The 13723-nt window shown below is 70.0% G+C and carries 17 protein-coding genes; 9 read left to right on the top strand and 8 right to left on the bottom strand.

Translation table 11 applies throughout. From position 1 onward, the window contains the following. The first annotated feature begins 20 nt into the window (after positions 1 to 20). Positions 21 to 1082, top strand: a complete 1062-nt coding sequence (locus GVV86_RS01200; RefSeq protein ID WP_159800942.1) for an NAD(P)H-dependent flavin oxidoreductase — start codon at positions 21 to 23, stop codon at positions 1080 to 1082. Positions 1083 to 1097: 15 nt separating this feature from the next. Here GVV86_RS01200 and GVV86_RS01195 read toward each other — a convergent pair whose 3' ends face one another. Together GVV86_RS01195 and GVV86_RS01190 are read right to left on the bottom strand one after the other, a co-directional pair. Beyond that, entirely contained in the window at positions 1098 to 1505 is a 408-nt protein-coding gene (locus GVV86_RS01195; protein ID WP_159617696.1) for a nuclear transport factor 2 family protein, read from the bottom strand. A 75-nt stretch (positions 1506 to 1580) separates the two neighbouring features. Beyond that, positions 1581 to 2288 carry an SDR family NAD(P)-dependent oxidoreductase gene (locus tag GVV86_RS01190; RefSeq protein ID WP_159800940.1) on the bottom strand — a complete coding sequence of 236 codons (708 nt, stop codon included), beginning with the start codon at positions 2286 to 2288 and terminating at the stop codon, positions 1581 to 1583. A 75-nt stretch (positions 2289 to 2363) separates the two neighbouring features. Between GVV86_RS01190 and GVV86_RS01185 the strand changes: the two genes are divergently transcribed. The 5 genes from GVV86_RS01185 to GVV86_RS01165 all read left to right on the top strand — a co-directional run bounded on the left by GVV86_RS01185 (position 2364) and on the right by GVV86_RS01165 (position 5044). Continuing rightward, on the top strand, positions 2364 to 2972 hold the full coding sequence (locus tag GVV86_RS01185) for a TetR/AcrR family transcriptional regulator (protein WP_159800939.1): 609 nt from the start codon (positions 2364 to 2366) through the stop codon (positions 2970 to 2972). Then, positions 2969 to 3541 (top strand): GNAT family N-acetyltransferase, encoded by a 573-nt coding sequence (locus tag GVV86_RS01180; protein WP_246199708.1) that lies wholly within the window; start codon positions 2969 to 2971, stop codon positions 3539 to 3541. The genes GVV86_RS01185 and GVV86_RS01180 overlap by 4 nt, the downstream gene beginning before the upstream one ends. A gap of 75 nt (positions 3542 to 3616) precedes the next feature. Further along, positions 3617 to 3922: a DUF4193 domain-containing protein gene (locus tag GVV86_RS01175; protein ID WP_159617699.1), complete on the top strand. Its 306-nt coding sequence runs from the start codon at positions 3617 to 3619 to the stop codon at positions 3920 to 3922. A gap of 53 nt (positions 3923 to 3975) precedes the next feature. Next, the gene (locus GVV86_RS01170; RefSeq protein ID WP_120164674.1) at positions 3976 to 4098 is read left to right on the top strand and encodes a ribosomal protein bL36; all 123 of its coding nucleotides are present in this window, start codon (positions 3976 to 3978) and stop codon (positions 4096 to 4098) included. Between the two features lie 124 nt (positions 4099 to 4222). Then, on the top strand, positions 4223 to 5044 hold the full coding sequence (locus tag GVV86_RS01165; protein WP_159800937.1) for a carotenoid biosynthesis protein: 822 nt from the start codon (positions 4223 to 4225) through the stop codon (positions 5042 to 5044). Here GVV86_RS01165 and GVV86_RS01160 read toward each other — a convergent pair. After that, positions 5018 to 6451 carry a phytoene desaturase family protein gene (locus GVV86_RS01160; RefSeq protein ID WP_159800935.1) on the bottom strand — a complete coding sequence of 478 codons (1434 nt, stop codon included), beginning with the start codon at positions 6449 to 6451 and terminating at the stop codon, positions 5018 to 5020. The genes GVV86_RS01165 and GVV86_RS01160 overlap by 27 nt on opposite strands. Then, positions 6448 to 7314 carry a UbiA family prenyltransferase gene (locus tag GVV86_RS01155; RefSeq protein ID WP_159800933.1) on the bottom strand — a complete coding sequence of 289 codons (867 nt, stop codon included), beginning with the start codon at positions 7312 to 7314 and terminating at the stop codon, positions 6448 to 6450. Before GVV86_RS01155 ends, GVV86_RS01160 begins: the two co-directional genes overlap by 4 nt. Before the next feature lie 216 nt (positions 7315 to 7530). Between GVV86_RS01155 and GVV86_RS01150 the strand changes: the two genes are divergently transcribed. Together GVV86_RS01150 and GVV86_RS01145 are read left to right on the top strand one after the other, a co-directional pair. After that, positions 7531 to 8556: a 6-phosphofructokinase gene (locus GVV86_RS01150; RefSeq protein WP_159617703.1), complete on the top strand. Its 1026-nt coding sequence runs from the start codon at positions 7531 to 7533 to the stop codon at positions 8554 to 8556. Between the two features lie 62 nt (positions 8557 to 8618). Then, a complete protein-coding gene (locus GVV86_RS01145; RefSeq protein ID WP_159617704.1) occupies positions 8619 to 9332 on the top strand; it encodes a GNAT family N-acetyltransferase in 714 nt (237 codons plus the stop codon). Between the two features lie 24 nt (positions 9333 to 9356). On the opposite strand, the gene GVV86_RS01140 is transcribed toward GVV86_RS01145, so the two are convergent. The 4 genes from GVV86_RS01140 to GVV86_RS01125 form a co-directional block, all read right to left on the bottom strand. Continuing rightward, positions 9357 to 9785 (bottom strand): ankyrin repeat domain-containing protein, encoded by a 429-nt coding sequence (locus tag GVV86_RS01140; protein ID WP_159800931.1) that lies wholly within the window; start codon positions 9783 to 9785, stop codon positions 9357 to 9359. Further along, on the bottom strand, positions 9782 to 10867 hold the full coding sequence (ygfZ, locus tag GVV86_RS01135; protein ID WP_159800930.1) for a CAF17-like 4Fe-4S cluster assembly/insertion protein YgfZ: 1086 nt from the start codon (positions 10865 to 10867) through the stop codon (positions 9782 to 9784). Before ygfZ ends, GVV86_RS01140 begins: the two co-directional genes overlap by 4 nt. A gap of 70 nt (positions 10868 to 10937) precedes the next feature. After that, complete coding sequence (locus GVV86_RS01130) at positions 10938 to 11537, bottom strand: nitrobindin family protein (RefSeq protein WP_159617707.1); 600 nt, start codon at positions 11535 to 11537, stop codon at positions 10938 to 10940. A 286-nt stretch (positions 11538 to 11823) separates the two neighbouring features. Next, positions 11824 to 12567: a hypothetical protein gene (locus GVV86_RS01125; RefSeq protein WP_246669833.1), complete on the bottom strand. Its 744-nt coding sequence runs from the start codon at positions 12565 to 12567 to the stop codon at positions 11824 to 11826. Positions 12568 to 12778: 211 nt separating this feature from the next. Between GVV86_RS01125 and GVV86_RS01120 the strand changes: the two genes are divergently transcribed. Further along, positions 12779 to 13489: a winged helix-turn-helix transcriptional regulator gene (locus GVV86_RS01120; protein WP_159800928.1), complete on the top strand. Its 711-nt coding sequence runs from the start codon at positions 12779 to 12781 to the stop codon at positions 13487 to 13489. Positions 13490 to 13723: the final 234 nt, after the last annotated feature.

The following is a 13723-nucleotide window of genomic DNA, read 5'->3' as shown; positions in this document are numbered from 1 at the left end:
GAAATGAAAGGCTTGTCGACATGACTCCGCTGCATAGGCACACCGGGGTGGCCCAACAGCTCGGCCTGGATTTTCCCATCGTCCAGGGACCGTTCGGCGGTGGCCTCTCCTCCGAGCCCCTTGTCGCCGCGGTATCGGAGGCCGGCGGGCTTGGCTCCTTCGGCGCCCACCACCTCCCTCCCGAGGAGATCACGGCGCTGGTGGGCCGGCTCAGGGATGCGACGGCCCGGCCCTTCGCGGTCAACCTCTGGATACCGCTGGGTGGTGAATCAGCGGCCGGCGTCGACCAACTGGTGGCACAGGCGGCGTTGCTGGCCCCGTATTTCGAGGAGTTGGGCATCGACCCGCCGGAGCCGACGGTGGGTGCACCCATTGACTTCGATGCCCAGGTGGACGCACTCCTGGCCGCGGCACCACCGGTCATCAGTTTTGTGTTCGGCGTGCCTGCTGCCGACACCGTGGACCGCGCGCGGCGCGCCGGAATCCGCCTGGTGGGGACAGCAACGACGGTCGACGAGGCGGCCGCCCTTGAGGAGGCCGGCGTGGACGTGATCGTCGCCTCGGGCAGCGACGCCGGCGGGCACCGCGGTGCATTCCTCGCCCCGGCGGAGGAATCTCTGGTCGGGACGTTCTCGCTGGTGCCCCAGGTGGTGGCCGCTGTCTCTACTCCGGTCGTTGCCGCCGGCGGCATCGCCACGCCCTCCCAGGTCCGGGCGGCGCACGAACTGGGGGCTGAGGGTGTGCAGGTTGGAACAGCGTTCCTCGTGTCGGACGAGTCGGCCGCCTCGGCGGTCCACAAGGAGGCGGCCACCGGGCCGGCCGGCCGCAGCACGGTCCTGACCGGCGCCTTCACCGGGCGCCTGGCCCGGGGTCTGGTCAACCGGGTGACCCGGGAGGCATCCGGGTGGGACACCCATGTTCCGTATCCGGCCCTTGGCGCGATGACCTCGCCCTTCCGCAGGGCCGCAGAGGAGAAGGGGCGGGCCGATCTCGCCAGTTTCTGGGCCGGGCAGTCGGCTCCCCTGGCCCGGCTGGGCCCCGCCGCCGAAATCTTCGCCTCGCTTGCCGGGGCGTACGACTGACGGCGGGGCCGGACCCTACTGGATCTTCGAGACGTGGTAGTGGCTGATGAGCCAGCTTCCGCCGGTCCGCTGCAGCACCACCGTCAGGTGGACCGGAATCACCCTGCCGTCGAGGAACGAGAAGTCGACGTCGGCGTAGGCCACGAGGACGTCGACCGACAGCCGGCGGTGCTCGAGGATCCGGAAGTCGGCCTGCAGCCCGGCCGGCTGCTTGTCGTAGTAGGCGATGACGGCAGGGCGGCCGATGCCGTGGCTCCTGTCAAGGCCTTGGAAGAGTGCGTCCTCAGTGAACTGGGAGGCCACCTCCTCCGGCCGGTGGTCCCGGATCCCGTTCGCCCAGGCGGTGAAGACCGCACTGACGATACCGAGGGTACCGGTGTCCGATGTGGTTGAAGCGGGTGCTTCGATTCCAGACGCTTCCATGTCTTGTCCTTCAATTGGAGTGCGGACACCTCCGGTGTCCCTGTCGGTGCAGGAGCGCGGCCCGCTCCGGGGAACCTAGCTGCCGGCGCTCTGGCCGCCGTCGACATGGAGGACCTCGCCGGTGACGAAGGGGGCCTGCTCGAGGTAGAGGACGCCCTTGGCGATGTCCTCAACGGTGCCCATCCGGCCGATCGGGTGCTGGCCGGCAAGCTCGTCATGGTTGTGTCCCGCGTGCAGCGGGGTCTTGATGTGCCCAGGGGAGACGGCGTTGACGCGGATTCCGCGGCCGGCATATTCGACCGCGAGCGACTTGGTGACCGAGGAGACGCCGCCCTTGGTGAGGTTGGCCAGGGCGGAGGGAAGGCCCGAGTTCGCGTATTCGACCAGGGTTGTGGTCACATTCACCACGTGTCCGGAGCCCTGCTCGAGCATCCGGGAAATCGCCTGCTGGGTTACGTAGAAGAACCCGCCAAGGTTCACCTGCACCACCCGGTCGTAATCCTCCTTCGTGTACTCGGTGAAGGGCTTGCCGACGAAGATGCCGGCATTGTTCACGAGGGTGTCGATGCGGCCGAACTTCTCGACCGCCGTGGCGACGACCTTCTCCGCGACAGCGGGATCCGAGATGTCACCGGCGACGGTCACGAAGTCGGACTCATCGGCGGGGGCGATGGAGCGGGAGTTTGCGACGACGGCGTAGCCGAGGTTGCGGAGGGCTGCGGCGAGCCCTTCTCCGATTCCCTGCGATCCCCCGGTGACGACGGCGACTTTGCGAATTTCCATAGCGTGCTGCTTCCTTTAGACGATCGGTCAACTACCGAGTACACAGTTATAGCCGACTGGTCTTATAATTGCAATATGGGACGAAAATCAGACGCACGACAGAGAATCCTTGAGGCCGGCACGGCGCTCTTCCAGCAGCGCGCCTACGCTTCGATCGGCGTTGCCGAGATCTGCGCAGCGGCCGGTGTCCCCAAGGGAAGCTTCTACCACTTCTTCCCGTCCAAGCAGTCGCTCGCCCTCGAAGTGATCAATGCGCACTGGATCAAGCAGGGCGCCCAGTGGACGGGCATCCTCACCTCCCCGGATTCCGTTCTCGACCGCCTGCGGAAGCTGTTCCTCGCAACGGCGGAGGTGCAGACGACGGCGCTGAAGGGAACGGGCACGGTCACGGGATGCCTTTTCGGCAATCTCGCCCTTGAGGTCAGCGCGCAGGATGACCCGGTCCGGGAACGCCTGCAGCAGATCTTCGAGGAGCAGATCGAACTCATCGACGCCGCTCTCCGGGAGGGCACTGCTGCGGGTGAATTCGCCTTGGCCGATCCCCGCTGGACGGCCAAGGCGATCGTTGCGCAGATCGAAGGGATGGTTCTCTTCGCAAAACTGTTCAACGATCCGGGCCAGCTCGATGCCCTCTGGCAGAACAGCCTCTCCCTGCTTGGACTCCAGACCGCTCCTGCCGCGTGAGGCCCCCGGAGCCCGCCTGCCTGACCGGCGGTGTCGAGGTGGCCCCGCTGCGCAGCTCGGACGCCGAGCGTCTTGCCGCCGCGTACAGCCGTAACCGGGACCATCTGGCGCCCTGGGAGCCCGCCCGCTCCGACCGGTTCTTCACCCCCGCGGGTCAGCGGGAGGTCATCGACGCGAAAGCCGCCCTCGTCGAGGCCGGCTCGGAGGTGCCGTGGGTCCTGCTCCAGAGCGGGCAGGTTGTCGGGACGGTCACCATCACCGGGATCGTGCGCGGCCCGTTCCTCAACGGCCATCTGGGGTACTGGGTGGATTCGGAGCTGACCGGGCGCGGGATCGGCTCGGCCGCCGTCGCCTTCGCAGTGGAGGCAGCGCGGGATGTCCTGGGGCTGCACCGCCTGCAGGCCGCGACCCTGCCGCTCAACGCCGCTTCCCAGCGGGTGCTTGACCGGGCGGGGTTCGAGGAGATCGGACTGGCCCGGGCGTACCTCAGGATCGCCGGACGGTGGCAGGACCACCGGCTCTACCAGCGCATCCTCGAGCCCTCCGGTGCGGCCGCCGCCCGGGAATAGACCCAGGCCGCGGCCTGTTATCGAGAGCACGAGTTAGGTCAATCCTGGTCTCGTGCGAAGGAGAAGAAGCACTTTATGGCAACCGATTACGACGCCCCACGCGTCGCCCAAGAGGACCAGCCCGTCAACGAGTCGCTTGAGGCGATCAAGGCCAAGCACAGCGCCAACTCGCAGACGGCGGTCATAGACGTCGAGGAAAGCGACCTGGCGGACGGCTTTGAACTGCCCGGAGCGGACCTCTCCCACGAGGAGCTGCAGATCCAGGTCGTCCCCCAGCAGCAGGACGAATTCACCTGTATGAACTGCTTCCTGGTCCGCCACCGGAGCCAGCTGGCCCGCGAGCACAACGGAGCGATGTACTGCTCCGAGTGCGAGGGCTGAGCCGACCCCGGCACCCAACGCCATCCGTCCACGCCAGCAGCAAGGAGTACATCATGAAGGTTCGCAATTCGCTCAGGGCCCTGAAGGCCATCCCCGGCGGCCAGATCGTCCGCCGCCGCGGGCGCACCATGGTCATCAATAAGAAGAACCCCCGGATCAAGGCCCGCCAGGGCTGATCGGGCACCCGCAGCGGCCGGCACGCATCGAGCGTGCCGGCCGCTGCCGTTAACGGCACCGCCACGCAACGGCACCGCCACGCATCGGCACAGCCACGGCGGGCCGACCTGCAAAGATAGGCAGGTGCCGCACCCTGCCAGAACCCGCCGCTTCCCGCCCCTGCTCGCCGCCGCCTGCCTGTTCCTGCTGGTGTCCGGGTATTTCGTCGTCCGGTTCCCGGACACCCCGGGGGCCGAGACCGCCTCCTACTTCTTCAACCTCCTCATCGCGCTTCCCGCGTTCATCGCCCTGGCCCGTCAGCTGGGGGCGGCCCGGGCCGCGGCCGCACTGGCCGCCGTGTCGGTCTTCGGCTACCTGATCGAGGGCGTCGGCGTGGCCACCGGTTTCCCCTACGGCGACTTCTCCTACGGCGATCCCCTCGGGCCGAAGGCCTTCGGCCTGGTGCCGTTCCTGCTGCCGCTGTCCTATGTTCCGCTGGTGATTGGAACCGTCGCGGTCTTCGCGGGACGGTCGACGGTCCTGCGGACCATCGCCGCCTCCGCGGTGCTGCTGGTCCTTGTCGACGGAGTCCTTGACCCGGGCGCTGTCTCGCTGCGGTTCTGGATCTGGGCCGACGGCGGACCCTACTATGGGGTGCCGCTGAGCAACTACGCCGGCTGGCTGCTGTCCGGGCTGTGCGCCGCGGCGCTCCTGAGCCTGCTGGGTGGACGGAGGCTCACCGGCCGCCCTGTCCGGCCCGGGCTGCTCGACAGCCTGCTGCTCTCGCTCAGTTTCTGGCTCGGCGTGTCGATCTTCTCCGCACTGGTTTTCCCCGCCCTGCTGGCGGCGGCGCTCCTCGCGTTCGTGGTGCGGCGCCGCATTGCGCTCGCCGCCGCCCCCGCGCCTGCTCCGGCCGGCAGGGCTGATCCGGCGGGCCGGTCAGGACCGCCGGCGCCGTGGAAGTGACCGCAGCAGCCGTTCCGAGGACATCATTGCCCCGCCCAGGACCGCCGGCAGCCCACCGCCGGGATGCACCGAGGCGCCCACCCGCCACAGCCAGGGCCGGCGGGGGCTCCACTGGGCGGGAACATGGAACGGCCCGCTGAGCCACGCGGGGTGGACGGCCCCGTAGAGTGCCCCGCCGGCCGACCCGGCCTCGCTGAAATACGCCGGGTCGAGGACGAGGTGTTCGCCCAGGTAGCCGGCCAGGGGCTCAGGCAGCCCGAGGGCCCGCGAGACCCGGTCGACCTCCCCGGCGATGAACCGGTCGTTCAGGGAGTAGGTTCGGCCGTTCGCCGGGCTGGTCAGCAGCAGAGCAAGCGTCGGAGCCGCATTCGGGTACACCTCGCCCGCCGGATAGTAGTTTGCGAAGGCCATGGTCTGCCCCGGTTCCGCTCCGGCCTCCAGCGCGGCGTACAGCTCCCCCGGGGAATCGGGCAGGATCACGCTGTGCCGGGGGGTGCCCTCGGGCAGCGGCCGGTCCAGCACCGCGTACAGACCCACGGCCGAGCAGGAAAGCCTCCGCGGCGTCCGCGGCGGCCTGCCGGTGAGCAGCCCGGCCGCCCGCTGCGCATCGACGCCGGCGACGACGGCGTCCGCCGGATAGGTCCCGCGGGCCGTGCGCACGCTGCCCCTCCGGATCCGCTCCACCGGCTCCCCCGTGGAGATTTCCACCCCGGCGGCCGCCGCCAGCCGCTCCAGTGCCAGCACCAGCTCATACACCCCGCCGCGCGGCACCCAGACACCGTCGTGGGCCATGACCGCAGGCATGCTCGCGTACAGCGCGGGCGTCCGGGTGGGACTGACCCCGGCGTTAAGGGTGTGGATCGCGATAACTTCCCGGAGCCCCTCCGGGAGCCAGGGCAGGCTGTCCAGGTAGCTGCGGGTGGTGAGGCGGCCCCCGTACAGCCTGGCGAGCCGGGTGAGCGCGGGATACGCGGCGCGTTCGAGCGGAGCGGTTGTCAGCAGCGTGGTGACCTCCGGCCCGAGGCCTCCGTGCAGCGCCGCGAACCGTTCCCAGGCGGCATGCCAGGGATGGCCGGGCGGCACCGGAAGGCTGCAGGCCTCCCCCCGGAAGGAATACGTTCCCACCTCGGTGAGCCGAACGAGTTCGAGCCCGGCGGTGCCGGCGGCGCTGCCGGGAGCCCTGCCGGTGAGGGCGTCGATGCGGCGGAGCAGTTCTTCCCAGACTCCCGGGAAGGTGAACAGCGAGGGTCCGGTGTCCACGCGCTGCCCGGCAAGCTCGACGCGCCGGCTCTTCCCGCCCAGGGTGGCCCCACCCTCCAGCACGGTCACCGCGTGCCCGGCGGCGCCCAGGAGGGCGGCGGCCGCCAGGGACCCGATGCCTCCGCCCACGACGACGATCCGGCTCACCGGTAGATCCCCAGCAGCAGCGACCCGGTGAGCTGCACCCCCGCCACGGTGCCCGCGAGGTACGGGAAGGCGATGGAGTACCGGTAGAGCCGGTGCCCGGTTGCCGGGGACGGCGAGCGCAGCAGTGAGGCGAGCAGCCAGCCGGCGATCCCGCCGCTCACGATGGCCACGGGCAGGCTCACCAGGGCGAAGCAGACCGTGGACAGGGCCCACCAGAACCCGCTCCAGCCGACGACCCCGCGCGCGCCCAGGCGCACCGCCGTCGTCGTAATCCCGGCCGCACGGTCCTCCTCGATGTCCTGGACGGCGTCGAAGGTGTGTTTGGCGGCGCTCCAGGCCATCAGGCCGACGGCGGCGGGCCAGAGGGGCGCGGCGCCGAGCGCGAGCGGGACGAAGACCAGGGGAAAGGCGTAGGCGGCGTTGCTGAGCGAATCGAGGTATGGGCGGGCCTTGAAGCGCGGCGGCGGGGCGGAATAGGCGATGAACACCGCCGCGTACAGGCCGATCCAGGCAAGGGCCGGCCACGGCAGGGTCGCCAGGAACCAGGCGAGGAACGGGAGGTTCGTGGCGGCCACCCAGGTCCAGATGGAGCGGACCTCCGCGGCCCGGATGCGCGCGCCCTCGAGCGATCCCTTCCGCGGGTTCAGCGCATCGGTGTCCTGGTCGAAGATGTCGTTGACGCCGTAGATCAGCAGGTTGAAGGGCAGGGTCAGCCAGATCAGCAGGGCCAGGGCCGCCGGATTCCACAGCTCGCCGGCGAGCCACATGCCCACCGCGCCGGTGCCCAGCGTGTTGATCCACAGCACGGGCCGCGAGATGGCAATCATCCGGGATGGTGCGGCGAGCAACCCTGATCGGGGCACGCGGGTCCTCCTTGGCTCGAATTCGGGCTGAAACCGCCGGGCCGGACTCCGCCCGGCCGTGCATGCGGCCGCGCGGCCCGGGCGCTTCCCCAACACTACGGGCCCACCACGGCCGAAGAGTGCGCCGGCGTCCGTTCCCGTGTGTCTAGAATCATAGTTGAGCTCGACGGCGCGCTCTGCGATGAACCGTCAACCCAGCTGAAGGAACACACCCCTATGAAAATCGGAATACTCACGAGCGGCGGCGACTGCCCCGGCCTGAATGCTGTGATCCGGGGGGCGGTGCTCAAGGGCATCAAGGTCCATGGCCAGGAATTCATCGGTTTCCGCGACGGCTGGCGCGGCGTGGTCGAGGGCGATGTGATGGACCTGCAGCGCCACGACGTGCGCGGCATCTCCAAGCAGGGCGGCACGATCCTCGGCACCTCCCGCACCAATCCCTTCGAGGGCAACGGGGGGCCCGACGCCATCAAGGCGCAAATGGACCGCCTCGGCATCGACGCGATGGTCGCTATCGGCGGTGAGGGCACCCTCGCCGCCGCGAAACGCCTGACTGACGCCGGCCTGAAGATCGTCGGCGTCCCCAAGACCGTCGACAACGACCTTGACGCCACCGACTACACCTTCGGCTTCGACACCGCAGTGCAGATCGCCACCGAGGCGATCGACCGGCTGCGCACCACCGGGGAATCCCACAGCCGGTGCATGATCGCCGAGGTGATGGGCCGCCACGTCGGCTGGATCGCCCTGCACGCCGGGATGGCGTCGGGCGCCCACGCGATCCTGATCCCGGAACAGCAGACAAGCATCGAACAGATCGCCCGGTGGGTTTCCGAGGCCAACGCCCGCGGACGCGCCCCCCTGGTGGTGGTGGCCGAGGGCTTTGTCCCCTCCCACATGGAGCAGGCCCACTCCGAGCGCGGCCTGGACACCTTCGGCCGTCCCCGGCTGGGTGGGATCGCCGACCAGCTCGCCCCGGAGATCGAGGCCCGCACCGGAATCGAGACCCGGGCTACGATCCTCGGGCACATCCAGCGCGGCGGCGTCCCCTCCTCCTTTGACCGAGTCCTGGCCACCCGTCTGGGCATGGCGGCGGTCGACTCGGTGGCCGACGGGCTCTGGGGCACCATGGTCTCGCTGCACGGGACGGAGATCGCCCACGTCGGGTTCGAGGACGCCCTGGGCAAGCTCAAGCAGGTCCCCCAGCACCGCTATGACGAGGCCGCCATCCTGTTCGGGTGATCTTCATCCCGCCGGCGCCGAACCGGGCCGGGCGCGGCGTCCGTCCGTGTTAGTTTGCCGTCATGGAACTAGATCCGGGAACCGTGGCCATCATCCAGCTGGCCTGGTCGAGGCTGCTCCGGCTCGAGGACGCGGCGTTGGCCGGCGACCCCGCCGAACGGATCGTGAGGGCCGATGAGGCCTCGGGCCGGCTCACCTTCGTGACCCTCTTCGGCAAGGAGGCGCTGGTGGGCCCCGAGTGGGCGGTTGAGGCCGCCCGGCGTCTCCCGGGTGCCCAGCTGCGGCAGCAGGGCACCCTGGTGGAGCTGAGCCGGAAACACGGAGGCAGGTCCCTAGGCGAGGCCCAGCTGTACTTCAGCGATACCCTGCCGAACCTTGAGGCCCTTCGAGACACCGCCGTGTCGAGCGACCAGGAGTTCGTCGACGGGCTGGAGCGGATGTGCCCGCCGGACGATGTGTCCGAGGCCGGGCTGGGCAGCCTCGACCACCGGTTCATCCTGGTCGATGACCGGCACCCCGAGGATCCGGCCCCGCTGGCGGGAGCCGGCTACGAGCCCTGGGCCGGAATCCTCGCCCACCTCAGCGTGCTGACCGCCCCCCAGCACCGCGGCCGGGGCCTGGGCGGCCGGATCGCCGCCGTCGCGGTCGAGGAAGCCATGGCCGCGGGGTTCGTGCCCCAGTGGCGCGCCCGCGTCGACAATACTGCCTCCCAGCGGGCCGCTCGCCGGGCCGGATTCGCCTTCGGCGGCACGCAGACGAGCGTGGCCCTCGGCTGAAGTCCGTGCCCCGGGGCGCGGCGGTCAGCCGAACAGCTCGGTCAGGTCCGTCCGCTCGAACATCCTCGCGGCATCGCGCGCACTCGGGGTGCCCGCGTCGGGGTCTGCCCCTGCCTCATGCAGCAGCCGCGCGGTCGAGGTGTGGCCCTTGAACACCGCACCGGCCAGCGGGGTCTGGCCGCGGTCATTGGCCTTGTCGACGTCGGCTCCGCGCCCCACGAGGTCCCTCACGATGGCCGGGTGGCCGTTGTAGGAGGCGAGCATCAGCAGGGAGTCCCCCGCCGAATTGGTCAGGTCCGGCGGGACCCCGGCGTCGAGGTAGCGGATCAGGGTCGCGGCGTCGCCGTGGCGGGCCGCGTCGAACAGCCGGCCGGCGAGGGCGAACGCCGCCTCGGCGCCGGACTCCGCGCCGGATTCCGCGCCGGACTCTGAGCCGGTCTCCCGGCCGGTCACCGGGGGCCCTTCAGGAAACCGGTGGCCCGGCCCACGACCTGCCCGGCATCGGGGGGAACGATGATTTCCTGGGCGGCCGCGTACTGCTCGTCGGCGTCCTGCACCAGAAGCCGGGCGGACGGGTCGACCGAGCGCTTCACCACCGCGAGGGCGATGGGACCCATCTCCCAGTGGTGAGCCACGGAGGTGATCCGCCCGACGGTGCGGCCCTCGGCAACGATGCCGCTGCCGCGCGCGGGAAGCGTGTGCTGGCTGCCGTCGAGGTGGAGGAAGACCAGCCGGCGCGGCGGGTGTCCAAGGTTGTGGACCCGCGCCACGGTTTCCTGGCCCTTGTAGCAGCCCTTGGCCAGGTGCACGGCGGTGCGGATCAGGTCCAATTCGTGCGGGATGGTCTTGTCGTCGGTCTCGAACCCGACACGCGGGCGCCAGGCGGCTATGCGCAGCGCCTCTGCCGCCATCATCCCCGCCGGCGTATAGCTCCCAAGCCCGTTGACCATGTCGAGGAGCGAGGCCTGCGGGATGAGGTACTCGAACCAGGGCCGCTCCAGGCCCGGATGGGATTCCACCGCGGAGTAGGCGAACCCTCCGGCGCCGACGCCCGGCCACGGATCGGCCCAGACGGTGTGACCTTCAAAGGCGTCGATTCGAGCCACCGAGCCCACCACGGCCCAGTCCGCCGAGACATCGGCGATCTCCACGCGCAGCATGAACTTCATCCGCTGGAGCCACTCGGCGAGCCCGGGCGCCTCGGCGCCCTCGACGATCAGCCAGGCGGTGGCGCCGTCATCGACGACACGCGCGCTGAAGTCGATGCGCCCCTGGACGCTCAGCAGCAGGGTCTCCGAAGCCTCGCCGGGCTGCAGGTTGAGCAGCAGCTGGGAGGAGAGGGTATTGAGCCAGCTCAGCCGGTCGGGCCCGGTGACGGTCACGACGCCCCGGTGGGAAAGGTCGACGACGGCCTGTCCTCCGGAGAGGAGGCGCTGCTCGCGGAAGGGATCCCCGTAGTGGGCGGCGACGGCCTCATCGGGGGCACCGCCCGGGACGGCTCCGGGCAGGCTGAGGAGCGGGCTGGTGTAGGTCATGTGGATGTAACGCCTTTCAGGCGGTGCTATTCCCCCGTCCGGTCTGCGGGACGGGGGAATAGCACCGGAGTCAGGAAAGCTTTTTGAGGATCGCCGAGGCGTGGGCCTGCAACGCGTTTCCGGACGCGGCGACATCCCAGCGCCAGTACAGGTCGCCGCCGACCAGCCCGAACAGGCGGGTCGCGGCCGCGTACTCCTTGGAGTGCTGCCCGCGCATCACAACGTCGGTGGAGAGCTGGATCTGCGGACCCTTAATAGTGCCGTAGTAGAGCTCGGCGATGCTGCCGGGGTGGACGATGGTGGCGGTGATGTCGAACCCGCCCGCTTCGTTGCGGAAGTGCTCCACCTCGTCCGCGGTCTTCAGCGCCGGCACGATGTCCGCCGGGGAGAGCCCCGGCCCGACGTCGGCGTCGTTGAGCTTGCGGTCAAGCGCCCAGAACCCGGTTTCGACCGACAGCGGCCGCAGCCGGGAGCCCTGTTCATCGGTGAGCCAGCTCTCGGCGGTGTACTGCAGGTAGGGCAGCCCGTGGTGTTCGAACGTCATCCGCTGCCCGAAGTGCTCCGAGTCGGCGTCACCCTCACCGAGGCGCCCGGTCCCTTCCCAGGTGCCGAGCAGCCAGGAGAGCGGAACCAGCTCAGGGGTGAGGTCGGTGGGAAGTTCGATTGACATTGCCGGGTTGCCCTACCGCTACTTCTGGCCCTTGTACAGGCGGGCGACCACGAGCGCCGCGAAGCCCGCCATGGCGAGGCCGGCGACAACGAGCAGGCAGATGAAGAAGATTTCCAGTGCGAGGATCGACATATTTCCATCCTAACGCGCCCTTCCGGCCCGCAGTACACCATCGCGGGCGTGCTTCCGGGCGGCCGCCGGCGTGTCCGTGAACCGCTGGAGCACCAGGCCAATCGGCAGGCGGCGTGGGCGGCCCGACGGACCCTGTGCCCCGAGGGCAACCCGTTCAGGACAGCAGCAGGGTGTCCAGGAAGTAGACGAGGGCGCCGATGGCGAGGACCGGGGTAATGCCGACGGCGAGCGCCGCCGCGGCGTTCAGCGGTGCCTCCCGGGAGGTGAGCAGACGGCGGCCGCTTACGAGCACCGCGCCGCTGACGAGGCCGACGAGCACGGCGGGCAGGACCGGGACGCCGGGGAGCAGGAGTGCGCCGGCGCATCCGGCGGCAGCGGCGAGGACCAGGCCCAGCGGTGCGGCCACCCGGTCGGGCCACCGCGGGAGCAGGCCAGCGAGACCGGCGAGGACGCTGATCCCGGTTACGAGCATCATCGACGTCCCGGCGGCGTTGACCGGGAGCCGGTCGGCGGCAGCCCACCCGGAGCCCAGGGCGACGGCGAAGACGCCCGAGCTGGCCCCGAGGGTCGATTCGAGGCGGTGGCTCTGGCCGGTCCCCCGGAGCAGCTGGATCAGGAATACGGCACTCACGCCGAGGGCGACCGCACCGGGAAACCAGACCATGTAGCCCGGGCCCGGGGTGAAGGCGGCTGCGGCGGTGGCGGCGATCGCGCTGAGTCCGATGGCCGTGGACTGGCTCTTGCGGGCGGGGACGCCCAGCAGATGGGGCCAGCCGACGGCGGCAACGGCGCAGAGGAACGCGGTGACGGCGGCGACGGCCAGGGGTGAGACGAAGGATGCGCCGACCAGGCCCGCCACCGAGGCGGCGGCTGCCGCGGCCACTATCCAGAATCTCACCCGAGCAATACTGCCCTATGGCTCCAAGGTCTGGGAAACTCCGGGCCAGCGGTCTGCACAGGGCGGGGACAGGGCGGCGCTGAGGCATCGGGCGCGTTGCCCGCCCTGCGGTTATACTTGTCCAAATCTGTACCGCCGGCGGCTTCCGGTTCTCCCGGTTCAGCTCCGGTCCGCCCGCCCGATGATGCGCGTCCCGACCCGTGGAGGACACATGCCGCACATCCTGCTGCTCACGAACAGTGTGGGATCCTCAGTGGAGATCCTCCCGGCCCTTGAACTGCTCAGCCACAAGGTGCATATCCTCCCCGCCGAACCCACCGCCCTGCTGGAAACCGAACCCTGCGACGTCGTCCTGGTCGACGCCCGGCGCGACCTCGTAGGGGCGCGCTCCCTCACCCAGCTCCTGAAGGCCACCGGGCTCAGTGCGCCGTTGATGCTCGTGCTGACCGAGGGCGGCATGACGGCGGTGACCGCCGCCTGGCTGGCCGATGACGTCCTGCTGGAGTCGGCCGGTCCCGCCGAGGTCGAGGCGCGACTGCGGCTGGTCATCGCCCGGGCCCAGGCGGCCGGGGAGGAGACCAGCTCCGAGATCCGGGCCTCGGGCGTGGTGATCGACGAGGCGAGCTACACCGCGCGGGTCGGCGGGGTTCCGCTGAACCTCACCTATAAGGAATTCGAACTGCTCAAATACCTGGCCCAGCATCCCGGACGGGTCTTCACCCGCGACCAGCTGCTGCACGAGGTGTGGGGCTACGACTACTACGGGGGCACCCGGACCGTCGATGTGCATGTGCGGCGGCTGCGGGCGAAGCTCGGCACCGACCACGAACACCTGATCGCCACGGTGCGCAACGTCGGCTACCGGTTCACGCTGACGCGGATGCCCGAGGAGACCGGAGCCGACGTCGTCCAAGATGCTTAACAACACCGGCGTGTGACCACAGCGGCGCCTGATTCGGGTCGGCACCTGAAAGGGCCGTGCGGGGAATGGCCTAAACGCGAAGAACCCCCATCCCTATGGATGGGGGTTCTTCGTGGGCGGGGCCCAAAGTGGAGGACATACGGGTCGAACGTATCGCGGGCACCCCAGTGGTGCATCCCCCCTGAACGATTTCCCACGCTACCCCACCCCGGGGCGTCCCGCCAAACCGGCGGC

The organism is Arthrobacter zhaoguopingii, from assembly GCF_009828595.1.
GTDB classification, from domain to species: domain Bacteria; phylum Actinomycetota; class Actinomycetes; order Actinomycetales; family Micrococcaceae; genus Arthrobacter_D; species Arthrobacter_D zhaoguopingii.
The sequence above is the reverse complement of the archived record's forward strand: the minus strand, read 5'-3'. Positions and strand labels throughout refer to the sequence as shown.